25 protein-coding genes are annotated in these 22,589 nt (G+C 64.9%); 3 read left to right on the plus strand and 22 right to left on the minus strand.

Annotated features, from left to right (window positions below; all coding sequences use genetic code 11):
* Positions 1–189: 189 nt before the first annotated feature.
* From ACFV9G_RS05045 to ACFV9G_RS05055, 3 genes are all read right to left on the minus strand, one after another.
* On the minus strand, positions 190–816 hold the full coding sequence (locus ACFV9G_RS05045) for a transcriptional regulator (RefSeq protein WP_378725441.1): 627 nt from the start codon (positions 814–816) through the stop codon (positions 190–192).
* A gap of 136 nt (positions 817–952) precedes the next feature.
* Positions 953–1,348, minus strand: a complete 396-nt coding sequence (locus ACFV9G_RS05050; RefSeq protein ID WP_378725443.1) for a DUF3592 domain-containing protein — start codon at positions 1,346–1,348, stop codon at positions 953–955.
* An 18-nt stretch (positions 1,349–1,366) separates the two neighbouring features.
* On the minus strand, positions 1,367–2,581 hold the full coding sequence (locus ACFV9G_RS05055) for a hypothetical protein (protein ID WP_378725445.1): 1,215 nt from the start codon (positions 2,579–2,581) through the stop codon (positions 1,367–1,369).
* A gap of 130 nt (positions 2,582–2,711) precedes the next feature.
* Here ACFV9G_RS05055 and ACFV9G_RS05060 point away from each other — a divergent pair, with 130 nt between their 5' ends.
* A complete protein-coding gene (locus tag ACFV9G_RS05060) occupies positions 2,712–2,924 on the plus strand; it encodes a hypothetical protein (RefSeq protein WP_378725447.1) in 213 nt (70 codons plus the stop codon).
* A gap of 94 nt (positions 2,925–3,018) precedes the next feature.
* Here ACFV9G_RS05060 and ACFV9G_RS05065 read toward each other — a convergent pair whose 3' ends face one another.
* From ACFV9G_RS05065 to ACFV9G_RS05150, 18 genes are all read right to left on the minus strand, one after another.
* On the minus strand, positions 3,019–3,504 hold the full coding sequence (locus ACFV9G_RS05065) for a hypothetical protein (protein ID WP_378725449.1): 486 nt from the start codon (positions 3,502–3,504) through the stop codon (positions 3,019–3,021).
* A gap of 44 nt (positions 3,505–3,548) precedes the next feature.
* The gene (locus ACFV9G_RS05070) at positions 3,549–4,178 is read right to left on the minus strand and encodes a protein TPRXL (protein ID WP_378725451.1); all 630 of its coding nucleotides are present in this window, start codon (positions 4,176–4,178) and stop codon (positions 3,549–3,551) included.
* A 13-nt stretch (positions 4,179–4,191) separates the two neighbouring features.
* Positions 4,192–4,827, minus strand: a complete 636-nt coding sequence (locus ACFV9G_RS05075; protein ID WP_378725452.1) for a hypothetical protein — start codon at positions 4,825–4,827, stop codon at positions 4,192–4,194.
* Positions 4,828–4,897: 70 nt separating this feature from the next.
* On the minus strand, positions 4,898–5,527 hold the full coding sequence (locus tag ACFV9G_RS05080; RefSeq protein WP_378725454.1) for a hypothetical protein: 630 nt from the start codon (positions 5,525–5,527) through the stop codon (positions 4,898–4,900).
* Positions 5,528–5,579: 52 nt separating this feature from the next.
* Positions 5,580–6,674, minus strand: coding sequence for a hypothetical protein (locus ACFV9G_RS05085; RefSeq protein ID WP_378725455.1), 1,095 nt, complete (start codon positions 6,672–6,674; stop codon positions 5,580–5,582).
* Positions 6,675–6,768: 94 nt separating this feature from the next.
* Positions 6,769–7,065, minus strand: a complete 297-nt coding sequence (locus ACFV9G_RS05090; RefSeq protein WP_378725457.1) for a flagellar protein FlgN — start codon at positions 7,063–7,065, stop codon at positions 6,769–6,771.
* A gap of 97 nt (positions 7,066–7,162) precedes the next feature.
* Positions 7,163–7,450 carry a WXG100 family type VII secretion target gene (locus ACFV9G_RS05095; protein ID WP_141791345.1) on the minus strand — a complete coding sequence of 96 codons (288 nt, stop codon included), beginning with the start codon at positions 7,448–7,450 and terminating at the stop codon, positions 7,163–7,165.
* Between the two features lie 338 nt (positions 7,451–7,788).
* A complete protein-coding gene (locus tag ACFV9G_RS05100) occupies positions 7,789–8,076 on the minus strand; it encodes a WXG100 family type VII secretion target (protein ID WP_008356172.1) in 288 nt (95 codons plus the stop codon).
* Positions 8,077–8,396: 320 nt separating this feature from the next.
* Positions 8,397–8,822, minus strand: a complete 426-nt coding sequence (locus ACFV9G_RS05105) for a hypothetical protein (RefSeq protein ID WP_378725459.1) — start codon at positions 8,820–8,822, stop codon at positions 8,397–8,399.
* 39 nt (positions 8,823–8,861) lie between these two features.
* Complete coding sequence (locus tag ACFV9G_RS05110; RefSeq protein ID WP_378725461.1) at positions 8,862–9,569, minus strand: hypothetical protein; 708 nt, start codon at positions 9,567–9,569, stop codon at positions 8,862–8,864.
* A gap of 39 nt (positions 9,570–9,608) precedes the next feature.
* Positions 9,609–10,196, minus strand: a complete 588-nt coding sequence (locus ACFV9G_RS05115; protein WP_378725463.1) for a protein TPRXL — start codon at positions 10,194–10,196, stop codon at positions 9,609–9,611.
* 20 nt (positions 10,197–10,216) lie between these two features.
* Positions 10,217–10,747, minus strand: a complete 531-nt coding sequence (locus ACFV9G_RS05120) for a hypothetical protein (RefSeq protein ID WP_378725465.1) — start codon at positions 10,745–10,747, stop codon at positions 10,217–10,219.
* A gap of 150 nt (positions 10,748–10,897) precedes the next feature.
* On the minus strand, positions 10,898–12,130 hold the full coding sequence (locus ACFV9G_RS05125) for a hypothetical protein (protein WP_378725467.1): 1,233 nt from the start codon (positions 12,128–12,130) through the stop codon (positions 10,898–10,900).
* A 57-nt stretch (positions 12,131–12,187) separates the two neighbouring features.
* Entirely contained in the window at positions 12,188–12,490 is a 303-nt protein-coding gene (locus ACFV9G_RS05130; RefSeq protein ID WP_378725468.1) for a flagellar protein FlgN, read from the minus strand.
* A gap of 127 nt (positions 12,491–12,617) precedes the next feature.
* Positions 12,618–12,905 carry a WXG100 family type VII secretion target gene (locus ACFV9G_RS05135; protein WP_141791345.1) on the minus strand — a complete coding sequence of 96 codons (288 nt, stop codon included), beginning with the start codon at positions 12,903–12,905 and terminating at the stop codon, positions 12,618–12,620.
* Positions 12,906–13,238: 333 nt separating this feature from the next.
* Entirely contained in the window at positions 13,239–13,526 is a 288-nt protein-coding gene (locus ACFV9G_RS05140) for a WXG100 family type VII secretion target (RefSeq protein WP_141791345.1), read from the minus strand.
* A gap of 114 nt (positions 13,527–13,640) precedes the next feature.
* Positions 13,641–18,146 (minus strand): FtsK/SpoIIIE domain-containing protein, encoded by a 4,506-nt coding sequence (locus ACFV9G_RS05145; protein WP_378725470.1) that lies wholly within the window; start codon positions 18,144–18,146, stop codon positions 13,641–13,643.
* A gap of 52 nt (positions 18,147–18,198) precedes the next feature.
* Positions 18,199–19,572 (minus strand): RDD family protein, encoded by a 1,374-nt coding sequence (locus tag ACFV9G_RS05150; RefSeq protein ID WP_378725471.1) that lies wholly within the window; start codon positions 19,570–19,572, stop codon positions 18,199–18,201.
* 126 nt (positions 19,573–19,698) lie between these two features.
* On the opposite strand from ACFV9G_RS05150, the gene ACFV9G_RS05155 reads away from it, so the two are divergent.
* Both ACFV9G_RS05155 and ACFV9G_RS05160 read left to right on the plus strand, forming a co-directional pair.
* Positions 19,699–20,586: a spermidine synthase gene (locus tag ACFV9G_RS05155; RefSeq protein WP_378725473.1), complete on the plus strand. Its 888-nt coding sequence runs from the start codon at positions 19,699–19,701 to the stop codon at positions 20,584–20,586.
* Between the two features lie 192 nt (positions 20,587–20,778).
* Positions 20,779–20,949, plus strand: a complete 171-nt coding sequence (locus ACFV9G_RS05160) for a hypothetical protein (protein ID WP_378725475.1) — start codon at positions 20,779–20,781, stop codon at positions 20,947–20,949.
* 83 nt (positions 20,950–21,032) lie between these two features.
* Here ACFV9G_RS05160 and ACFV9G_RS05165 read toward each other — a convergent pair whose 3' ends face one another.
* Positions 21,033–22,538, minus strand: coding sequence for an amidohydrolase family protein (locus tag ACFV9G_RS05165; RefSeq protein WP_378725477.1), 1,506 nt, complete (start codon positions 22,536–22,538; stop codon positions 21,033–21,035).
* Between the last annotated feature and the right edge of the window lie 51 nt (positions 22,539–22,589).

Consider the following 22,589-nt stretch of genomic DNA (forward strand, 5'->3'; position numbering starts at 1 on the left):
GGAGATCACCCGAGCAAGCGGTTGCAACTAGCGCCAGACTGGCAACGGAAACGACTCCCGCTCGACGACGTGCCCCAGGATGCACCTTCAAGTCCCCTCTCCGAGACAACGGACGCCCCAGATCCTAACGAGCCTCGGCGGAGACCTGCTACCGACGTAGCCGGTCTCCGCCGACGGGCTGTCCTCACCTCATGAGGCGGGGATCTCCACCTGCTCCGTGAATTCGGCGATGGTCTTGTCCGAGCCGATCACCTTTGCGCCGTCGCGCTCGTACTCGACGAGGTACGTGTCGGCCTTCTCCTCCACCTGGAAGGCGATCCAGCCGGTGTGCTCGCCGCCGTCGCGCCGCTGCACGTCCTCGAGCGGCGTACGCTTCGCGGCGGTCAGCTCCTCGGTCATCAGGCGGGTGTCCGAGCCCTCGAAGTCGGCGCCCTGGTCCCAGGAGATCTCGAAGTTCCCCTCCGAGATGCGGCCGCCGTACTCCGTGCCGGGCTTGATCTTCACCTGCAGCAGCACGACCTCGCCACCCTCGGCGATGAGGTCGGCCTCCTGCGTCGACGGGAAGTCACGGACGGCCGAGACGACCTCGATCGTGTCGCCCATGTCGGGGTCCTTGATCGTCTTCCCGATCTTGACCTCCTTCTCCTCACCCGCCGGTGCTGCGGACGGAGACTCGGAGGCCGGCGCGCTGGACTCGACCGCCGCGTCAGCGTCCGAGTCGGCCTCCTCGGAGCCGCACCCGGTCAACGCGAGCGCGAGGCCGAGGCTGAGGCCGACGGCGGCCAGTCGGCAGGTTCGGACGGTGGTGTTGCGCATGAGAAATCCCTTTCAACAGTGAACGTTCCCGAGAACGAAAGGCGGGGCAGGTGCCGAGCGAAGGAGCGAGGCGCCTAGGCCCGCGGGCAGCGTACCTGAGGCGAACGGCAGTGCTCGGGGCGAGTGCTCACGGAGATCAGGCTCGAAGCCCTGTGACTATCAGCACCGCGCCGAGGCCGAAGAGAGCGAGCGCAAAGACCAACAGGACGTACAGCCACACCATGGACGACGCTTCGCTGACGCCCTCCCTCTCCGGGTCGTACATCACCGCGATGCGTGAGTTCCGTTTCGGCGCTCGGAGCCAGGGCGTGTCAGTCCCAGATCGTTCTTGCCCTGACGAATCGACGAATCGATAGTGCACGGTGGTGGACGTCTCACCATTGTTCCGTCGCTTCGTCTTGACCGACGTGACCGTAGCTTCGGTGTGCGTCCAGGTACGCCGACGCATCCACGTACGGACCGTCATGATGAGCGCGATCGGAAGGATGAGTGCCAGGCAGACACCCGTCCCCATCAGGTTCAACGAACCCATGGCGACTCCTGCGCTTGCCTACTCACCCTGCTTAGCCACCCACTCCGGGTTGACGGCCAGAGCCGTCACAGACGCGTCCTTGGTCGGGAAGTCGACGTCCTCCACATCGATCTCCAAGGCGATCGAAGGCTTGCCGGTCGCGAGGTCCGTGCGTACGAGGCTCAGCGCTGTCAGCTCGGTCCACACGCGGTCGCTCCGGCGCTTGGTGAACCGCTTGTGCAGGTCGGTCTCGTTGGTCATCGTGTACGCGGCGTCGGAGGAGTAGGTGAGCACCTCCGCATCGAGCCCGATGTATCCCTCCACCCAACCGACCTCGCGCGCCTGAACCGGTGCTTCCGCGCTGGTCGGAAGCGGAGCGCTCCACATCGTGTTCTCGACGACCCAGACGAGCTGGCCGTCCGCGATCGTCACCGCCGAGGGTGCACCGATCTGCGAGGAGGCCTCCTTCGGATAGACGATCTCGTGGTCAACAGCAGCCTCATCCGCCGACGTCCCCTTCGCAGTGGTCCAGGTGCGGAAGAAGTGCTGGTCGTCGTCGTTCTCCCACCCTTCGTAGACGATGCCGTCGGCACAGGGCGACGTGCTGCCCGGGCTGGTGGGCTCCAAGGTGCTCAGGATGTCCGTACCGTCATGCGGATAGGCCGAGGTCAACGCCGCAAGGTCCCATTGGTCCTCCGGGATCGACTCGCTGTCCTCCTCGAAGGCCTTGGTGCTGGTGCCCCTCCCCGGCGCGAACACACGCTCACCGCACACCGCGGCCGTCGTCGTCTGACCATACGGAGTAACCCGGGTGGTCGCCTTGCCACTGTCCCCGTCGATGTAGGTCACGAACGGATCCTCGGACGAATCCGCGGGGCTGAACCCGACCAACGTCCCCTGACCGACCTGCACGCGGTACCACTCATGCATCGTCTCGAGGGACTTGTCATCGCTCGTGCGCTTGTTGTCGGTGAGCCCCGACTTGTCGATCACGTAGTCGTGCGCCGTGTCGGACGTCGTGATCCCGTGCTCCGTCCAGGAGATCCCAGCGCCTTCGACCTCCTCGAGCTCGATCGCCCGAGTCTTCCCCTCCGGCGAGACCAGCACGAGGTAGCTGGAGTCCTCCCCGCCCTCCGTCACCCGAAACGCCACCACCGCGTCTTCGATCGCGAAGTCCTTCGGCGGCGGGCCAACACTGCAACCAGAGACCAAGGCAGCCGTCGCCACCGTCATCGCCGCGATTCCCCGAGCCACCGCTCACACTCCGTCATCAATAGATAGGTACGACGCGGACAGGCTAGCGATCGCCGGCCCCGACCTCTCGCCGACATCGCTGAACGCCGCAGAGGGTGTAGGGGTCCTCGACCTCGGGCAAGTGGAGCAAATGAGCTTGGGTTCTGTCGCCCTGCTGATCGGCATCGCGATGCTGACCCTCCCGGCATGGCTGACGATTCATCTCGTACGCCGCCAGCGACGCCTGGCCACCTGGACGCGTACGCAGGCAACGATCCGCCACGTCTGGAAGAAGAAGCGTCAGTCGTCGGCCACCGGGAACACCTCGTCGGAGACGTCCACCCACGCGCTACGAATACCGTGACGCTGCCGGGATCCAGCACATCGGTGAGGTGGAGCACCTGGCAGACCCGAAGGCCGGCGACGTCGTCGAGCCCATCTAATTCCGGCCCGTTCGCCTATCTTTCGAGGTCCCTCTTTCTCGCAAGCAACGTCGTCCATAAGAGGATCCCCGCGATGCCAGCCATCGCGAACCACACCTCCGCAAAGACGGCCACGACCGCGACATCGCGCTCCGCTATACCTCGCAATCCCAGGACAGCACGCACAAGGGCCGCGCACGACAGGATCAACAATGACATTCTCTTCATCGCGGCATGGCGCCCGACCACGACCGACGGCCTTTCGTCAGAAAGTTGCGCGATCAAACCAGCAGAGAGCAACAGGTAGACGGCAAAGACAACACCATAGAGTGGAATGGACCCCTCAGGTTCTTCGAACCCCGAACTCATTGGAACAACGGTCACCAAGAAGGTCCGCGGCGACACCAGGTGAATGAGGCCGAATACGAGACACCAGGCCGACAAACTCAACCCGATCACACGCTGAAGCTTCGGGAGATCTCGGGTCACAAACTCGTCCACATTCCACTGGGCCGGCGTCACGCTGTCGACGTCATCGATCAGTCACGGGAATCGCGACACGAAGTTTACAATACCGGAGAAGTCCAGCGAAGCGTGGAGACACAAATATCAAGAGCAGTCTTCCACGTGACGAAGTTGCGGTCGTCCGCAGAAGTCTCGGGATCACGAACAATGGTCGCGCTCAACTGAAGCCCCCGCCGGCGGTTCGACCCAGGGATAGGCGTGACATACACGATCGTTGTCACATCGAGCGGACCACCGTCGACCGTTTTGGTCGACTCTCGCTCAAAGCGAATGAACCTCTTGTCGCCGAACAACGGTTCGGCCCCATACTCACGAATTGCGTGCGTAACGTACTCATCGAGGCTCTCTCCCGAAGGGGACCTACGGATTGTCGCAACAATGGATCCTGGAAGGTAAGCACCCGATTCCGATTCCTTCGTCGCCGCGAAGTACGCTACGACGCTCTGCTCCTTCATGTTGGCGAACGCCTGATCCAGTTGCACACGCAAGGAGGCATGCAGGTCAGGACGATTCACCGCCATCAGGCGCCTTTTCAGCGACGCATCCAACGACGCTTTGTCAGCATCATCTGGAACGTGACGCTCCCAGCCGTCCGGCAACTTCAGTTCGAATTCTGGATCGCGCGTCGCGCCGAGAGCCTCACGCAGCGAACCCGAGTCACTTCCAGGCACTTGGTATTCCTCTTCAGTTGACCGAAACAAGCGGATGATGGTCGAAGTTATCGAAGTCGTCGTAAGAAACGATCGAGCGTGATCGTAGCGTCTCCAATGCCTTGTGGCGTAGGTCGAGAAGCACCTGAATTTCACGCTCAGACAGTCCCGAAACATCAACCGCCGGAGGCTTCTGCCGAGAATATAGACGGAACTCAGCGACCATCGCCCCAACACTCAGGAGCAACGTGATCAGAGGCGCAACCAGAAAGATGGACCGATTGAATACGGCTGGATCACTGACAGTAACAGCCACCAGTAGTGCCACCGTGGGCACCAGGACAATTACTGAGAATCCAAATAGAGAACGGTCCCATTGGCGGTGCGATGATCGCACCCAAGGAATAAACCGATAAAGAAGCGAAATACAACCCAGCCCACAGCCGACATAGACGCAGACAACAAATCCGACGACCGAGGGATCGTTTGACATCTCGCCACTGTTGCTGCCCGCAATGAATACGACCGCTGCGAAAAGAGGCCCGGCGAGACCAATCACAGCGACGAAGAACAACAGTTTGACGACGAGGCGAACCAGCACAGGCCGACGTGCCCGCCGTTCGGCAGCTTCGAGTTCGATCTGCGCGTAATCAAGGACTACACGGTTCAACTCATCGATACTGAAGCCAGAGAAATTCGGGTGCGTCGTCGCCCACTGAGCGGGACTTGGTGCGGCAGATTTAGGCATTCGACACAGACCCCCACTCGTCCGCCTGATTCCTGCTTACGCCAGCAACAGGATTGGCAACGAAGGCCTCTCCGTCTTCACGCGATACTGCCAATCCTGAAAGCAAACGCGGAATCTCCAGCAACGTAGCCAGATATGCATCTCGGACGCCTGATTCAACGATGAGCATTACGCTCCCGATGGCGTTTGTGAAAGCAAAGATCGAAGTCGAGACATGCACTGGCCACCCGTGGACGACCTCATCGCGCGTGGCGTGACAGTGAATTCCCGGCCCAAGGGACGATCCCGGGTATTCGTCGACCTCGTACCCCAGGCCGCGCCACTCCTCCAGGCCAAGCGCATCCGCATCAGCCACCGCGACGCGAACACGGCACGGTACAGGGACGGACATGGGCCAATGAACCAGCGCCAGGACCATACTGGGATCCGCTAGCAACTCGGCGGTGTCGTTGAGAATCTCCGTGACCTCACGGGCGGCCTCATCCTTGTCCGTTCCAGTCCACAACTCCTCCAGTCGGCTGACCTCGTCGCTCAGCCAACCGTCAGGAGCCACACTTGGCGACTGGACGACAGTCCAACGCTCTCCTGCGTAGACGCCCGAGACTTGCCATGACGTACTCATCTTCGCCTCCACGGTATGCCGCGCCGATCTTCGGCCCGACCTGCAGCCTAATTTAGCCGAACGGGTTGTCGGTGAACGTGTCCAACGTTCCACTGGCAGCTTCAACGGCGCTCTTGTAGGCACCACCGGTCTTGGCCAGCGCACCCTGAACTTCCAATCCGGCGAGAGCGACCTTTCCGTATGAGCCGAGGCGCTCGAAATCAGCAATGTCCATGCCAGTGTGAAGGCTGGTAATGACATCACCGAACTTCTTGAACTCCCAGGCACTATCAAGCCCGCCGGCGACCTTGAATCCGGCCGCAAATTTCTGGCCGAACTTGGCGGTATCGTCCAGAGCACCTACAGCGTCGCCGATCTTTCCGAACTTTCCGAAGGGAATCAGATCCAAAGCCGCCCAAGCCACGTCGTCCCAGCCCCCACCATTTCCGAGGGCTTGCGCGAGTTTACCGATGAAGACGAGTGCCGAAACGATCAATGCGATGGCAGCAATCGGACCTGCCACGAACATGCCGACGACGAACAACACGAATCCGATGAACTCAAGCACAGCGATGATGTCGTCAAGGACTTCCCAGAATCCATCCTTGATCTTGCCCGACATCTCGTGACCGATCCCGCTAACGGCCTCATCGTAGGCGTCCTCCCACGAGTCATAGTAGGCATCCCAGGTTCCCGAAGCGTCGTCCCATTCGCGCTGCGCCTCTTCGCGCGCCTGAGCGTCGGCTTCTTCCTGTTGGGCCTCAGGGCTGCCCTCCTCCGGCTCAGTGCCAGGGAGGCGGGTTGGCGAATCAGGCATCGATTCGAGCTTGGCCCAAGCGTCCTCGCATGCCTCGGTCTGCGACAGAATCAAGGGTTGCCAGTGCTGCAGGTCTTCGCCGTACTTCGCGATCAACGGACCCACCGGCGTGTATAGCTCGGCGGCCTCGTCGAGTTTGTCATAGGAGTCACCGATGACGTCTTGAAGTTTCTCGACCGCTTTGCCGTCCATCTCGCCGTTGGCGAGGTCGTGCTCCGCGATGTCCTTCAACGTGTCATGGCAGTCTTTCATCATCTGGCCGAGGGTCTCCATCCAGTTCCCACGCGAGATGATTCCCGAGGGATTTCCCTCGACCGTCCTGATTTCCCTGCCCCGAGGGGATGGATCCATGGCTTATGCGCTCCTTCGCCGGATCTACATTTCACAAGGTCACCGTCTTTACTCGGTCGAGTCGGACGGCGGTTCCTAACGGAGTTGAATAGACCTATTTCGTCTGAAACTGGAGAGCGGTTTCGCTGTCCCAGTTCTCGAATCCCTCAACGACACCCTTGACATGTTCATGAACGTCTTTGAGGCTGTCCTTGAGGTCGCTTCGCTTATCATCCCAGCGCTCTTCGAAGTCCTGCGCCTTCTCGCGAAGCTCACTCTTGTCGAAGGGATTTCCGATATCCGCTTCTAGTGCCTCTGAATTGTCCGTCGCGTTCTCGAACTCGCCGACGATCGCCTCGAGCTGTGCTGAGATCCGCGCCAACGTTTCGACTTTGATTTTAACGTCCGCCACTGCCCGCTTCCCCTTCCATATGCGGTCAAGCCCGAGTCAGATCTGACACACGGGGCGGGACGAACGAGTCGCTCGTCCCACCCACGAAAGATGTCGATCAGCCGCCGGCGAGCTGGGAGTCCAGGTCCTGGATCGCCGTGGCCATGTCACGCAGAGCCTGAGCCATGTCCTCGACACCAGCAATGGCGTCCTTCAGACCCGTGGTCATCTCCGAGTAGCCGTCCTGGAACTTGCCCGACGCCTTCTCCGTCTTGAACCCGTCCTGAACCAGCTCATCCACGTAGCCCTGGCACTCGTCCAGCGCCGACTCGATCGTGTCCTTGCCCTGGTCGAGCTTGTCGGCAGTGCCGGTCATCTCGTCGTAGGTTGCCCCGAAGTCACTCATCGATCATTGCCTTCCCGCGATTTCCATTGCACGACACCCGTTGCGGGGCCGTTCGTCACCATCACTCACGCGTCACACGGTCGTGAAGCGTGAACCCGACGAGCCGATGCCGTCATCGCGGACGCGGTCCGAGATCAGGGCGATCGACGTAGTCACGGTAGTCCTACCCGCTACGTCGAGTTCTAAACATCTTCGAAAGTAAAGTTCTGCTGGCCCCGTGAAGAGGTCGTAGCAGGGCACCAGCGGGAGTCGACACACCGCGGCGCCTGACCGACGCCCGAGATGGATAGGTGATGGGCCCGCAGATGCTGGCCCATCACCTTGACCAACGCTGTGACTCAGCCGCCGGCGAGCTGCGAGTCCAGGTCCTGGATCGCCGTGGCCATGTCGCGCAGAGCCTGAGCCATGTCCTCGACGCCGGCAATGGCGTCCTTGAGGCCCGTGGTCATCTCCGTGTAGCCGTCCTGGAACTTACCGGACGCCTTCTCCGTCTTGAACCCGTCCTGAACAAGCTCATCAACGTAGCCCTGGCACTCGTCCAGCGCGGACTCGATCGTGTCCTTGCCCTGGTCGAGCTTGTCGGCGGTGCCGGTCATCTCGTCGTATGTTGCCCCGAAGTCACTCATCGATCATTGCCTTTCCCGCGATTTCATTACACGGTGCCCCATTGGGCAGCCGCTGGTCACCGTAGGCCACGCTTCACAAACTTGTGAAGCGCAATAACGGATTCGTTGTCGTCTTCATACACAGTTCTCGTTCCCGCCCGCCAGCAGCATCCGCAGGGTCACCGATGAGACCGTCGCGACCCGACCGAGATATCCCGCAAAGCACACAAGAACACGGGATAAGGGCGACCAGAACCAGCCGCTCACCTTACCTACGCAACCGCACATCGATCGCGCGACAGGCCAATGTGTCGCGTCCCGAGTCAGGGAGCTGGGTGCCCTCAGAACTCGGGGAGTTCGTCCGGGTCATCCCAGGGGGACTCGGAGCCGTCATCACGAACGAAGTGGGAGGTCACTGCGGTCGCCGGAGCGGTGACGGTTCCGTCCAACGTGCCCTGAATGCCGGTGAGGTACTTCTCCGCGATCTTTCCGTTGAAGACACCGTCGAGCAGGGCACTCGGTCCGCCCGGGATGTTCTGGACAAAGACGTTGACCGACGACCCCGACCCGTTCTGGTGGACTCGAAGCATGATGACCTTCGGCCACGACAGGGCCTTGGTCTTCTGCCTGATGATCAAGGCCTGGCCCTCATTGTGCACGGCCCTGATCTCGTACTTCTTCTCGTGCTGCGCAACCCCGAGAGCAGCCTGGAAGGCCGCCTCTGGGGTGACGTCGAGGTCAGCACTTCTCGCTCGTTCCGATCCCACGTGAACCCTTTGCTACATAGATGGATGAAAGCCGTGAGGTTAGACGCGACCCTGAGCATCGAACTTGTGCCACGTTCCGACGCGCATTCGCTGCATCCGGTGACGCTGGTCCGCGGTCAGTTCTACGATCCCGCGCTCGCTGAGCACGTCGAGAACTTCCTCGCGCGCGGCACTGTAGCGCCGCTGCGCACGATCGCTCTTCGGCACTCCTGCACGATGCTCCGACTTCGACACGAGCTGGAGGATCGTCAGGGCGAGACCGAGTACGCCGGCGACCAACGCCGACCACTCGAGCCAGTCCCCGGGAAGATCGCCGTCGTAGGACTTCCCGACGACGAAGGTGACCACGACCGACACCGTCGCCACAAGACCGGAAACGATCGCGATCATCGACCGGGAACGTGTCTGCCACCACATGCTGAGCCAGGTCGCCGAGACGACGATCGAGATGATGAACAGGAAGGTCGCGATCAGCGTCAGATCATCCTGGGTGGAAGCGTCCTCCGTCGTGGTTGCCCAGGCGACCAGACCGGCCGCGAGCGCCGGCGCCAGCAGGAACGCACCGAGCGCCATCATCATCGCAACCATGATCACGCCGAGGAGCCAGTTCGGTCCACCGTCGTCTCCGCTCGGGGTGAGCCGCTCCGAGATGATCTGCTCCTCGAGGTCACCCCACTTGATCGGGGTGGCGACGTTGGCCGACCGTGCCCACTCATGTGCCGACGGGCCCTTGTCAAAGGACAGCAAGTTCAGGCCTTCCACAATCGATTAGGAATCAGTCCCGGTTCACGCGCTACCGCGGTTCCACCGAAGCGTAGCGACGCATGCGTCGAGGACCGCCCGGGTCGCGACCAAAGCGGGTGCGTCAGGTTCGACGTCCGGCGTACGCGCGAAGGCTGCCACCAGCTGCAGCGCCCTACGCCGTTGGGTGCCGGGGATCGGGGTGAAGTAGATCAGGGAGTGGTTGATGATCGACTCGCCATCGAGGTCGATCGTGCGCTCCCGCTCGAATCGCAGGGTGCGCGGGTCGCCGAACAACGGCTTCGCGCCGTACTTCTGGATGGCGTTGTGGGCCATCTTGTCCAATGACTGACCGGGCTCGCCCGTGCGGATCGAGGCGTTGATCGAGGCCGGCAGGACGATGGCGTCGTCCGGCTGCTCGCCTGCCGGCGCGAAGAAGGCGAAGACGTCGTTCTTCCGCATCCCGTCGAACGCCTTGTCGAACATGGCCTTCGCCTCGACGAACAGGTCCGGGCGGTGAGCCTCCATGAACCGCTTCTTCATCCCATTGAGGAGCTCATCGTGTCCACCATCGATGTCGAAACGAGCCCACCCTCGCGGGAGGTCGATCTCGAAGTCCACGGTCTTACGCACGCCAAGTTGCTCACGCAGGTTCACAGCGTCGCCCCATCCGTCGCGATCGGCCAAGACTCGTCCACCGGCACTCCGGGCAGAGGAACCGACTTGAACACGTTCCCGTCCTCGCGGACCATCCGAAGTATGTCCTTGAGCGCCACCAGCCCGCGAACGACCGAGGTCGTCAACTGCGGAATGCACTCGTCCACGCCGACCAGCAGGAGGGCCTCGCCATCGCTGAACGCGAAGTTCACCGACTCGATGACGACCGATCCACCCTCGAAGTTCAGCTCCTTGCGCGAGGACAGCTGAGCGCCAGGTCCGATGTGATCGGCGTCGGCCGCGTGCACGACGCCGTCCCATTGGGACATGTCCGGGACCGACTCGCTCTCGACCACATGGAGGTGGCACATCACCGCAGCCGCCGACATGACCGGCCACACCTGGAACAGGGCGTACGCCTCAGAGGTCTTACGCTCGTCGAGGGCCATCTGCAGCAGCCCGCGGATGTCTTCGATCGTCGTCGCCTCGCCATCCCAACGCGGCGTACCGACCAGCTCATCGAGCATGCTCGAAGTCTCGTCGACCCACCGTTCACACTGAGCGGGCGTCAACCCTTCAGGAACAGGGAGCCAACCTGGAACATCCAGGTCGTCAACCAGCTCTACTGCCCACTTCGCCACTCTGCACCTCAGACGTTTGTTGCGCTTGAACCGAACCTAGAAACCAAGCCAGGCAGGCATGCCCGGGACCTTGATCTCAGGGATGTCGATCGGGATGGGGTCGAAGTGATCCGTCCCCTGCGTGAGCTTTCCGGCATTGCCGAGGGTGCCGAGCGTCGCACCGAAGCGGGCAACCCCGAACTCGATCTTCGTCATGCCCCGGAACGCGCCCAGACCACCCTTGAGCGCATCGAGGTTGCCCATGTACATCTTCAGGTTGTCGGTCCGGAAGGCCTTGAAGGGCTTACCGATCACGCCCTCGAGAACCTCCGCGCCGCTCTTCACCTTGAAGGCGTCCTTGAGTCGAGCTGCCTTGGTCAGGTCACCGATCGGGCCCTTGCTCATGGCACCCCAGGTCCTGGACAGAGCGGTCATCTTGCCGCCCTTCGCCATATTGGCCAGATGGCCGAGCTTGGAAAGGTTCGACAGCTTCCCGATCGGAATGATGGCCAAGGCATCTAGGGCCAACTGACCCAGACTCTGCTGCCCGCAGGCGAACTTGATGGCGGAAACCGCAAAGGCAGCGAGCGCGAGGATGGCGGCCAGCGCACCGAAACCGGTGCAGAAGATCGCGACCACGGCGATGATCAGAGCGGCCCAGGTCAAGACCTCGTAGACCGCGTCGATGAAGTCGCCGTAGTTGTCCCAGAAGCCGTCCTCGATGGATCCGGACAGGCCGTCGGAGATCCCGCTGACGGCTGCGTCGAAGCCGTCCTCCCACACGTCGTACCAGGTGTCGAAGACTTCGGCCTCGGTCTCCCAGTTGTCGTAGGCTTCCTTCTTGGCCTTGTTGTCGGCGGCCTCTTCCTTGTCGGTGTCGCCGATGCCGAGGAAACCGCCGTCGTCCTCGGTCGTGCTGTCGTCCTTGTCGCCGGGCAGGGCGTCGTAGATGTCCCAGAGGTCGCTGCACGAGTTCGCGGTGCGGTCGATCAGCGGTTTGTAGGTCTCCAGCATCTCGCCGTAGGTGACGAGCACCGGACCAACAGGCTTGTAGAGGTCGGCCGCTTCTTCGAGGACCTTGTAGGAGTCACCGATGGTCTCCTGAAGCTTCTCGATGGCCTTACCCTGCTGCTCGCCGCCGGCGAAGGTGTTCTCCTTGATGTCGCGCAGCGTGTCAGCCGAGGCATCCATCATCTTGCCGAGCCGCTCGATCGCGGACCCTCGCGCGATGATCCCTGAGGGCGAACCCTCGACCGACTTGATCTCGCGCCCCTTCGGGGAATCCTGCATGCCACCGAACATGTGGGGGTTGTCCTTTCCGTCAGGAGCGTTTAAAGGCTTGGGGTTCTACTTCTTCTTGGGCTCGAACTGGAGGGCGGTCTCGCTGTCCCACTGCTCGATCCCGTCGATAACGCCCTTGATGTGCTCACTGACCTTCTTCAGGCTGTCTTTGAGGTCGTTGCGCTTGTCGTCCCAGCGCTCCTCGAAGTCACAGGCCTTATCGCGCAGATCGCTGATGTCGAACGGGTCGCCGATGTCAGCCTCGAGATCCTCGGAGCTGTCAGTGGCGTTCTCGAACTCGTCGACGATCGAGTCCAATGACGTCTTGACCTTCTCGAGCTCAGAGATCTTGATCAAGATATCCGCCATGACTGTGCACCTTTCACGTGGTTACTGAGCACGCGGTCGAGTGTGGTCATCGCAGCGCGTGATCGAGAGAAAATGGAGAGATGGTGGGCCAGCAGACGCCAGCCCACCATCTGGCAAGCGTTGTTGATCAGCCGCCGGCGAGCTGGGAGTCCAGGTCCTGGATCGCCGTGGCCATGTCACGCAGAGCCTGAGCCATGTCCTCGACACCAGCAATGGCGTCCTTCAGACCCGTGGTCATCTCCGAGTAGCCGTCCTGGAACTTGCCCGACGCCTTCTCCGTCTTGAACCCGTCCTGAACCAGCTCGTCCACGTAGCCCTGGCACTCGTCCAGCGCCGACTCGATCGTGTCCTTGCCCTGGTCGAGCTTGTCGGCGGTGCCGGTCATCTCGTCGTAGGTTGCCCCGAAGTCACTCATCGATCATTGCCTTTCCGCAATTTTCATTACACGTCACCGCGTTGCGGCGCCGTTCGTCACCATCACTCACGCATCACATGGTCGAGAAGCGTGAACCCGACGAGCCGACACCGTTTTCCCGGGCGTGGTCCGAGATCCAGGCGATCAACGTCGTCGAGGTAGTTCTACCCGCTACGTCCGGTTCTAAACATCTCCGAAGGTAAAGGATTCTGCTCACCTCGGTTAGGAGGTTGCAACAGCGCCAGCGGGAGTCGACACCGCGGCGGCATCTGGCCGAGACGGGTGATGGTGGGCCCCATGAAGCAAGCCCACCATCGTGACCCACGTTGTTGCTCAGCCGCCGGCGAGCTGCGAGTCCAGGTCCTGGATCGCCGTGGCCATGTCACGCAGAGCCTGAGCCATGTCCTCGACACCAGCAATGGCGTCCTTCAGACCCGTGGTCATCTCCGAGTAGCCGTCCTGGAACTTGCCCGACGCCTTCTCCGTCTTGAACCCGTCCTGAACCAGCTCGTCCACGTAGCCCTGGCACTCATCCAGCGCCGACTCGATCGTGTCCTTGCCCTGGTCGAGCTTGTCGGCAGTGCCGGTCATCTCGTCGTATGTTGCGCCGAAGTCACTCATCGATCATTGCCTTTCCCGGGATTTTCATGAGGTGACGCCTCTGAGAACGCCGCTGGCCACCGTAGGCCACCCGTCACAAGGATGTGAAGGGTAAAAACGACCTCGTTGTCAGATTCATGCAGAGTTCTCGGAGTCGCTCGCCAAGGGCATCTGCATGGTCACCATGCGCCCGGCCTGGACGAAGATTCCGCGGCCCGTGGGGAAGTCGGTGCGCTTGAGCTTGCCGAACGGAACCTTGAACAGCGTGTCGCCGTCGTAGGTGTCCGGCTTGAGCACGATGCCCTGGCGGGCTGCCTTCCATTCACCCATCACACCCGAGCCGCCGCCGGCGCGAGTGACGTCGGCGTCGCCGACGAAGAGGTGGTCGGAGTTGTTGATCGCCTGCAGCAGGGCGCGCATCGGACGGTCGGCGGGACCGTCGGCCAGGTGGGTCATGTCCTCGGCGACGATCATGATGCGGCCGGGGAAGGACTCGTCGGCGACGATCTCGGCGAGCTCGGTGACGAGCGCCTTCTCGTCGTCGGGGCGGGTGGCGCTGCGTACCCAAGGTCGGAAGTCGCCGAGCAGGGCGCGACGGCTGCCGAGGTGGAACAGCTTCACCTCGGGGTCGAAGCGTTCGACGGACTCGATGAGCGCCTTGAGTGCGTTCGTCTTACCGGACTGCGGCGGGCCGGTGATGATGAACGAGCCGATCGGGTCGAAGCCACGCGCGGACAGGGTGTCGTCGGAGATACCGAAGACGGGCTGCCCGTTGGCCTGCGCCGGCATGGCGCTGCTGGAGATCTTCGTCGGCAGGGCGCCGATCTCGCCGACCTCGGGAACACCCAGCGCACGCAGCTGCGAGACCAGCTCGTCGAGGGCCTTGGTCTGCTCGGCGACGTTGGTCGTGCCGCCCAGGACAGCGAGCTGCACCTCGGCCTTGTCGACGACGGCGCGCCCGGGCACCGACTGCTCGTTGAGTACGTCCTTGGGTGCTCCGACCAGGACGTACTGGCTCGGGTCGGAGAGCCGCATGACGACACGGCGCGGGATGTTCGCGAAGACCGCGGTCGGCACCGAGCCGCTGCGGTCGGCGGTGATCACCGCGTGGATGCCGAGCGGGCGGCCCTCACCGAGGACCCGCATGAAGGACTGGTAGAACGGCGCGCGACCGGCGGCGATCTCCCACTCCTTCTTGAACTCGGGGTAGTTGTCGATCAGGAGCAGGATGCGCGGCATCGACTGGTCGGCGATCTCCCGGTATTCGGTGAGGTTCGCGGCCGCGGCCTTGGAGAACAGCTCGGAGCGGCGGTCCATCTCCCGCTCGAGGGTGCGCATCAGCCGCTGCAGACGCTCGGCGTCGTCGCCGTCGATGATCGAGCCGACGTGCGGGAGGCGCTCGATCGCACCCAGCGCACCGGAGGCGAAGTCGAGGCCGTAGACCTGGACCCGGCCGAGCTCCGGCCGAGCGCCGGCAGCGGTCGCGATCGTCTTCAACAGGGTCGACTTTCCGGAACCGGAGGACCCGAAGATGAGCAGCGACCCGTCGCGGTCGGGAGAGAAGTAGATCGCGTTCTGCTGCTGACGCTCCGGGATGTCGGCGAGACCCAGCAGGATCTGTCCGTCACCCTCCAGCGGCAGGTCGCGCATGTCGACCACGGACGCCAGGTCGTCGAGCCACGGTCGCCGCGGGGTCATCAGACCAGCGGTGGCTGAGGCCTTGATCAGGTTGGCCACGATCCGCTTCTGGTCGTTGGGGCCGAGGTCCTCGTCGTGCGAGTCGCTCTCCGGCGGACGCTCCGGCTCCCACTCCGTGATCGAACCGAACTTGAGCTCGGCCACCTTCACGTCGGCGGTGACGACCTCGTCGTCGCTCGTCCAACCACCCGCGTAGGCCGACTGGAACGGGGTCAGGCGGCCGGGTCCGGTCTTCGCGATGCCGCGCCCCGGCAGGGACGGCGGGAAGGTCCCGGCGATCGGGTCGTCGACGACGTCCTTGGAGTCGCTCTCGTCGGCCATACGCAGCGCGACGCGGAGGTTGGTGTTGGCCCGCAGGTTGTCCTTGATGACACCGGCCGGGCGCTGGGTCGCCATGATCAGGTGGATGCCGAGCGAACGACCTCGCTGGGCGATGTCGACGACGCCGTCGACGAACTCCGGCACCTCACCGGCCAGCGCGGCGAACTCGTCGATGACGAGCACCAGCGCGGGCGGGCACTCCGGGTCCTGTCGCTTCTCCAGCTCGAGGAGGTCCTTGGCCTTCTTCCGGTTGAAGAGGTGCTCGCGGTAGTGCAGCTCGGCCTTGAGGCTGGTCAGTGCACGGCGTACGAGGTGGGGGCTCAGGTCGGTCACCAGACCGACACAGTGCGGCAGCTCGATGCAGTCGGCGAAGGCCGAGCCGCCCTTGTAGTCGACGAAGAGGAACGTCACCCGGTCGGGCGAGTGGGCCGAGGCGATGCCGAGCACCCACGCCTGCAGGAACTCTGACTTACCGGCACCGGTGGTGCCTCCGACGAGGGCGTGCGGACCCTGCGTACGCAGGTCCAGCGTCATCGCGTCCGAGGCTCCCTGGCCGATGATGGCGCGCAGGTTGCCCGCCTTCTTCAGCCGCGGCCGCGGGCGGTCGGAGCGGTCGATGACCGAGTTGTTCTGCCGCCAGCGCTCCACCACGGAGTGCGGGTCCTCGGCCACCTCGTTGCCGACCAACGACAGGAACCCGACCGAGTTGGGCAGGTCGGAGGAGTCGTGGACGACCGTGCTGGCGTCCACCACCGGCGCGAGCCGCTTGGCGAACATCTCCATGTAGGCGTTGGAGACACCCTCCACCGTGACGCCCTCGTGGAGGTCGCCGTTACGGACCAGTCCGACGGTGGCGCGCTCCAGGCCGTTGCTCACGTCCAGGAAGCTGCGGCACACAGCCGGCAGCGCCTCGACGGTGGAGGACATGAAGACGGCATGTACGCCGACATCGGCACCACGCTCGAGGACCTGGACCAGCCGGGCGCGGTCCACCGGAGCGTCGTTGGTGACGAAGACGACGATCGAGACCTGCACCCGGGCGTTGGTCTCCTCCCCGGCGCGGGCGACGTCGGTGCCGTACTGCATCGGGTTCCACTTCTCGGCGAACGGGCCGCGGTGCTCCGCGGTCCGGCCGGCGCGCATGATGTATTCCTCAAGCGCGCTGAGCAGGGCGTTGGCCGTCGGCGCGGAGTCGGCCAGCGGCATGTCCTTGAACCGGTTGGTCTCCGAGGTGGTGTGCGGCAGCCACTTGAGCCACTCGAACTCCTCGACCCAGTCCGGGTCGGCGAAGGCGACGGTGACGACCTCGTTGGGCGCGTGCAGACCGAAGAGCTGCACCGCGAGCCCACGCATCGCGTCGGCGGCCGGACCGGCCGGTCCGGCGACACCCACGGAGCCCACCGCCGGGAGCGACTCGAGCAGCGGTACGTCGTCGACGTACTTGTAGCGCTCCTGGAGGCGGTCGATGCGCTCGATGAAGTCGGGCAGGCCGTTCTGGGTGTCACGCTCGGCGATCGAGTTGCGCGACGGGGCGCGGGTCGTGCCGAGACGTACGGCCAGGAAGTTCCAGTGCTCGGGGCGGCGGGTCCACAGCCGCGGGCCGAGCTGCATCGCCTGCTCGAAGACCTCCGCGACCGGCGGGACCTCCTCGTTGCGGGCGAGCTCCTCCTCCGGCTTGCTGCGGTAGAAGGTCTCCTCCAGCTTCTCGAACTGCCGCTCGAAGAGCTGGATCTCGTGGTCCTGCTTCGCGCCGGCCTGACGGCTCTGGTTGATGAAGTTGCCGACTGCCATCATCGGCGTCATCACGACCAGCAGCAGCGCCCGGGCGCGGCCGGTCATCGCGTAGATCGAGAGCGCCATGATGATCGGCGCGATCAGCACGAACCACGGGAACAGCTTCTTCTGCATCTCGGTCGGCATCCACGGCGGCGGGTGCTCGGTGCCGGGGTAGCGGACGTCGACCCGCGGGCTGCGGTTGAAGAGCAGGCCGCCACCGCGCTCGAGCACCGGGTCCTCGACGGCGGAGAGGAAGTCGGCCGAGAGCTGCATGACCAGCGTGGTGCTGCCGATGACGACGGGCGTGTCCGGCGCCAGACGTACGCGGGAGACCTGGGTGCCGTCGACGACGACGCCGTTGGCCGAGTTGAGGTCGACCAGCTCGACCGAGCGGTCCACCTCGATGCGGGCGTGACGCTTGGAGACCATCGGGTCGGCGAGCACGATCTCGTTCTCGGGCCCACGACCGATGGAGGCGTGACCGGTGACCAGCGGGAACGCTTGACCGCGCACGGGCCCGTCGATCGCTCGCAGCACACCGACGCTCTTGCGCCGTGAGCCGGTCGCCTCGCTATCCGGTCCCAAGTTGACCACCGCAGCGGCGAAGCCCGACCCGATCGGAGCCTCACCGATGGGGATGTCGTGCTGGAGCGGCTCCATCCGCTCCGCGGTCGGCGGGGCGACCGCCAGGGTCAAGACGTCGTGCTCCCCCGCGATGATCGAACGAGCCGGGTCCGCGTCGGCGATGTGCCGAGCGACGTCACCCGCAGTCGCGGTCGAGTCGGCCGTGACGATCACATCCGCAGGCGCGACACCGGGCCGGTGGAGTGTGAGCTTGACCTTCATTCTTCGTTCCCCTCGTCAACGTTCCTCAGAGATCGTGCGGCTGGGGCGGCGGTCACCCGCGACGCACCAGGGCAGAGCGGTCGCCGAAGCGGATCATCGCGCCGACCGGTGCCAGCACCGGCTCCCAGGCGTTCAGCCGTCGGGTGGCACCCTCGTGGGTCACCACGGTGCCGTTGGTCGAGCCTCGGTCGGTGACCTCGACGCCGTCGCCACTGGGGCGCAGGGACAGGTGGGTCTTCGAGACCGACACGTCGATGATCGAGACCGTACGCGCCCCCAGCGTGTTCTCCGTCAGGGCGGGGTCGCGGCCGACCAGCACCAGGCCGGTCACCGGGATCCGCTCGCCGGAGTCGACCTTGAGCATGATGCCCCGCTCGCGCGGCTGCGCCGGAGGCTGCTGGCCGCCGGATGTGGGCAGCGGCGTGGGAGCGGGTGCCGGCGTGGGAGCCGGCGTCGGGGTGGGCGCGGGCGTGGGAGCCGGCGCTGGGGTCGGCGCCGGGGGCGGGGTCGGGTAGGGCGTAGGCGTCGGGGTCGGAGGCGGCGGGGGAACTGTCTGGCCCTGGTTGGGCGTCACCGCGCGCGAGGGCGGGATCGACGGGGTCACCGGCTTCGGTGCCACCGGTCCCGACGGCGGGGTCGCGAGCGCGCCACCGGGAGCGGCGCCCGGCTCGTCGTGCCTCGCCTTCGGGCGGGAGACGCCGAGCACGCCGGCGCTGACCCGCCCCGAGGGCCGGTAGCTCCCGGCGTCGTGGTCGTTGGGGGTGGTGAGCGAGGGCAGCGACTTCCGCTGCGCAACGGGCGCGGCCGCGACCGTCTTGCGGGCGATGCGCATCCGCTTCTCGTCGTAGGGGTCGAGACCCTCGCGGACGTCGACCATCCAGGTCTCGGCGACCTTGTCGTGCCAGCCGCGGCTCCGGTTCTCCTTGTCGAACAGCGGCGAGGCGAGGAAGGCGATCGGCGCGATCGGGATGATCCCGGAGCCCCAGAGCACCAGGGCACGGAGGAAGGCGCGGCCGACGCCCGGTCGCTCGAGCGTCTTGACGTTGATCGAGCGGATTCCGGCGAGGGACTTGCCCAGCGTGACCCCGCGGCGGCCGTGGAAGACGATCTGGACGATGACGTAGACCAGGCTCAGCAGCACGGTCGCGCCGCCCGCGATCGCCGCCAGCATGAAGTCGGGGTGGCTCAGGAACCGGGCGAAGCCGAACTTGCCCTGCATCAGCTTCAGCAGCAGCGGGAACGTGAAGACGAGAAAGGGGACCTGCAGGAGCAGGTAGCAGACGATGTCGACGGCGGCCGCGACCGCACGGCGGCCCAGCGGCGCGTCCTTCAGGCCGAGCGAGGCGGCGTAGGCCGGATCCGGCTTCCCGTCGGCGGTGAGACCCTCGATCCGGTCGTCATGTTCGGCGACCTCCCATATCTCCACCGCAAGAACTCCCTCACGCCCGATATCCGAGTCCCGACGTCCGAGAACTGCGGCGCTGACCAACGACGCCAGCAGGTTACCGGAATGTCCCGGCTCGGGCGCGATGGTGTCTGGCAGGATCGAGGTATGTCAACACCCTCCGGGCCATCGGGGAGCCTCGAGCGCATCGTCTTCTCGGACGGCAGCACCGCCGATCTCGTACGCAAGGAGGACGGCTGGGCCATCCAGATCGACGGCGTCGCGCAGTCCCATCTCGGCGAAGACCCGGCGCAGCCGCCGAAGCTCGCCTCGATCCGGTGGATGCTGGCTGCGCTCGGGGACCAGGCACCTCGCAGCGCCGCCCACCTCGGCGGGGCGCTGCTCGCCCTCCCCCGTGCGGTCGCCCACCGGTGGCCCGCGGCCACGCAGACGGTCGTGGAGCTGGAGCCCGCGCTGGTCGAGCTGACCAGGTCACGGTTCCCGCTTCCTCCTGGGATCACCATGGAGACCGCCGAGGCACGCTCGTGGCTCGAGGCTCACCCGGGCTCGGAACATGACGCCATCGTCATCGACGTCTTCGTCGGCAACCGGATCCCGCCCGCCTTCACGTCGCTGGAATGCATCACCGCGGCACGCAGCGCGCTGAGCGAGGAGGGCCGGCTCGTGCTGAACTCCGTCGCCGGCCCCGAGCTGCTCTTCACCCGTCGTGAGCTCGCCACGTTGCGTACGGTCTTCGGGCATGTCGCGATGATCGTGCAGGGGTCTGCGCTCGCGGGAGCGAGGTTCGGCAACGCCACGCTGATCGCCTCGGCGTCCCCGATCGACCACGGCGTGATCCGCGCCTCGCTCACCGGCGACCCGTCGAAGGGCGCCCTGGTGACCGACCTCGACCCGATCATCGACGGAGCAGATCCGATCAGCGATGCCGACCAGCTCTGGTCCCCGGAGCCGAACCTTCCTGACGCGAGCGCCGCGCTGCGGCTCCTCGAGCAGGCCCGCCAGGCGGTCGACACGCTCAGATCCGCCGCGGACTGACCGTCATCGTCTTTGTCTAGCGAGATTCGGCCCTATCGCTCGGCAGATACCGCATCAGGCATCGACAGCCATTTCTTTTACCGAAACCGGCTTGTAACGTTCAAACAACCTGCTCGCGACTTGGGGGCGGGATGCTTGATGCGCAGGACAAACCACGATGCACACCATCTATCCGTTGTAGGGGGGACCTCGATGGAAACACTCACCGCCACCCAGCCTGAGGCAAAGATTGCCGCGAAGCAGCACAGCCTCAAGTTCCGTCACGCCAGTGCCCTGACGAAGCTCATGGACGAGCGCCAGGACCTGCGCGGAGTTCACGTGTTCGCCGACTTCGTCGACGACTCGGTGCGCTGGTCCGCGTGACCAGCAGCTAAATGGGGGGATCCACTGATCCCGTTGCGCGAGGCCCGGCCGATGACGGCCGGGCCTCCGCTTGTTCTCCGGCCCTAGGCGCTGCGGTGGACGATCCGGCCACCGACCGTAGTCAGCACGACCCCGCCGTGGGCGATCGCGGCGAGATCCCCGACCGAGGCGCGGAGCGGGTCGATGTCGAGCACGGCGAGGTCGCCGCGTGATCCCGGAGCGACCGTGGGCTGACCGTCGACCGACGCCGCCAACGCCTCCTGGACGGTGAGTGCCTGCTCCGGGTGCCACGGCTCCTTGCCGTCGCGCGAGCGACCGACGGCGGCAGCGATGGCCAGCCACGGGTCGAGGGGCGCAACCGGAGCATCCGACCCGAGCGCGATCCGCACTCCCTCGTCGAGCATCCAGCGGGTCGCGAAGCAGCGGTCCTCCCGCCCGGGCCAGAGGTTCTCGGTCATCTCGCGGTCGTCGAGGATGTGCGCCGGCTGCACGGATGCGGTGATCCCGAGCCGCGCCATCAGCGGCAGATCCTCGCGTCGTACGAGCTGGGCGTGCTCGATGCTCCCGCGCGCCCCCGTCATCTCGTACGCCGCCAGTGCCTCCGACACCGCCCGGTCACCGATCGCGTGCGTGGCCACCTCGAGGCCGGCGGCGTGCGCCTTCCTCAGGAGCCCGTGCAGCTCGTCCGGTGACTGGTTCGGCGCTCCGCAGCTGTCCGGGTCGTCGGCGTACGGGTCACAGCACCACGCCGTCCGTGTGCCCAGCGAGCCGTCGCTGATGATCTTGAGCGGTCCCATCGTCAGCCGGTCCTCACCCGCGATCAGCGGGTCCCCCGTGCGCCGCCCCTCGGCGATCGCCTCGTCCAGCTGGTCGGCGTACGTCGCGACCCGGACCCGCAGAAGGTCGCAGCCGTAGGCCCACCTCCACCGCCAGTCCTCGAGCCGGACGCCGACCTCGAAGTCGGTCATCCCGACCACGCCGAGAGCGGCGGTCCGGGTCAGCATCCGGCGGTAGGCCGCCGGGGTGCTCCCGCTGGTCTCGAAGAGCTCAGCGACGCGCGGATAGGCCTGGTACCACTCCGTCTCCTGCACCATGTCCTCGCGGCGCGGCAGGCCCACGGCGTCGAGCGCGGCGGTGTTCAGCCAGGCGTGGTGGAAGTCGTGGTTGACCAGGATCGCGGGGATGCCTCCGGTGACCGAGTCGAGCTCGGAGACGGTGCCCCAGCGGTCCCAGGTGCCGGCCGAGTGGCCCATCCCGACGATCGCCTCGCCCGGCTCACCCTGCTCATCGAGGGCGCGCGCGGCCGCGGCGACGCGCGCCAGCGCCTCGGCGGGCGAACGGGTGCCGTGCAGGTCCAGCCTGCTGGCCCGCAGGGTCCACTGAGCGAGGTGGGTGTGGGCGTCCCACAGACCCGGCATGACCCAGCGGCCGCCCGCGTCGTACGCCTCGACACCATCCGGTCGGGACAGGCGCTCTCCGACCGCCGAGACGACACCGTCGACGACGAGCACGTCGACCACCTCGGCGGGCACGTCCGCCCGAGGTGAGAGGGGAACGATGCGTACGTTCCGGAGGAGAAGGTCGGGCATGAGCAGACGATAAGGATTCTGCCCATGCCCGAGCCAATCAGAAACCGGCCG

This window comes from Nocardioides sp. NPDC059952 (genome assembly GCF_042730435.1).
Taxonomy (GTDB): domain Bacteria; phylum Actinomycetota; class Actinomycetes; order Propionibacteriales; family Nocardioidaceae; genus Nocardioides.

Coding starts and splice junctions, on each gene's coding strand:
- ACFV9G_RS05045 (WP_378725441.1), bottom strand. CDS start 816: ATGCGCAACACCACCGTCCGAACCTGCCGACTGGCCGCCGTCGGCCTC.
- ACFV9G_RS05050 (WP_378725443.1), bottom strand. CDS start 1,348: ATGGGTTCGTTGAACCTGATGGGGACGGGTGTCTGCCTGGCACTCATC.
- ACFV9G_RS05060 (WP_378725447.1), top strand. CDS start 2,712: ATGAGCTTGGGTTCTGTCGCCCTGCTGATCGGCATCGCGATGCTGACC.
- ACFV9G_RS05080 (WP_378725454.1), bottom strand. CDS start 5,527: ATGAGTACGTCATGGCAAGTCTCGGGCGTCTACGCAGGAGAGCGTTGG.
- ACFV9G_RS05085 (WP_378725455.1), bottom strand. CDS start 6,674: ATGGATCCATCCCCTCGGGGCAGGGAAATCAGGACGGTCGAGGGAAAT.
- ACFV9G_RS05095 (WP_141791345.1), bottom strand. CDS start 7,450: ATGAGTGACTTCGGGGCAACCTACGACGAGATGACCGGCACTGCCGAC.
- ACFV9G_RS05100 (WP_008356172.1), bottom strand. CDS start 8,076: ATGAGTGACTTCGGGGCAACATACGACGAGATGACCGGCACCGCCGAC.
- ACFV9G_RS05120 (WP_378725465.1), bottom strand. CDS start 10,747: ATGCTCGATGAGCTGGTCGGTACGCCGCGTTGGGATGGCGAGGCGACG.
- ACFV9G_RS05125 (WP_378725467.1), bottom strand. CDS start 12,130: ATGCAGGATTCCCCGAAGGGGCGCGAGATCAAGTCGGTCGAGGGTTCG.
- ACFV9G_RS05130 (WP_378725468.1), bottom strand. CDS start 12,490: ATGGCGGATATCTTGATCAAGATCTCTGAGCTCGAGAAGGTCAAGACG.
- ACFV9G_RS05135 (WP_141791345.1), bottom strand. CDS start 12,905: ATGAGTGACTTCGGGGCAACCTACGACGAGATGACCGGCACCGCCGAC.
- ACFV9G_RS05140 (WP_141791345.1), bottom strand. CDS start 13,526: ATGAGTGACTTCGGCGCAACATACGACGAGATGACCGGCACTGCCGAC.
- ACFV9G_RS05145 (WP_378725470.1), bottom strand. CDS start 18,146: ATGAAGGTCAAGCTCACACTCCACCGGCCCGGTGTCGCGCCTGCGGAT.
- ACFV9G_RS05155 (WP_378725473.1), top strand. CDS start 19,699: ATGTCAACACCCTCCGGGCCATCGGGGAGCCTCGAGCGCATCGTCTTC.
- ACFV9G_RS05160 (WP_378725475.1), top strand. CDS start 20,779: ATGGAAACACTCACCGCCACCCAGCCTGAGGCAAAGATTGCCGCGAAG.
- ACFV9G_RS05165 (WP_378725477.1), bottom strand. CDS start 22,538: ATGCCCGACCTTCTCCTCCGGAACGTACGCATCGTTCCCCTCTCACCT.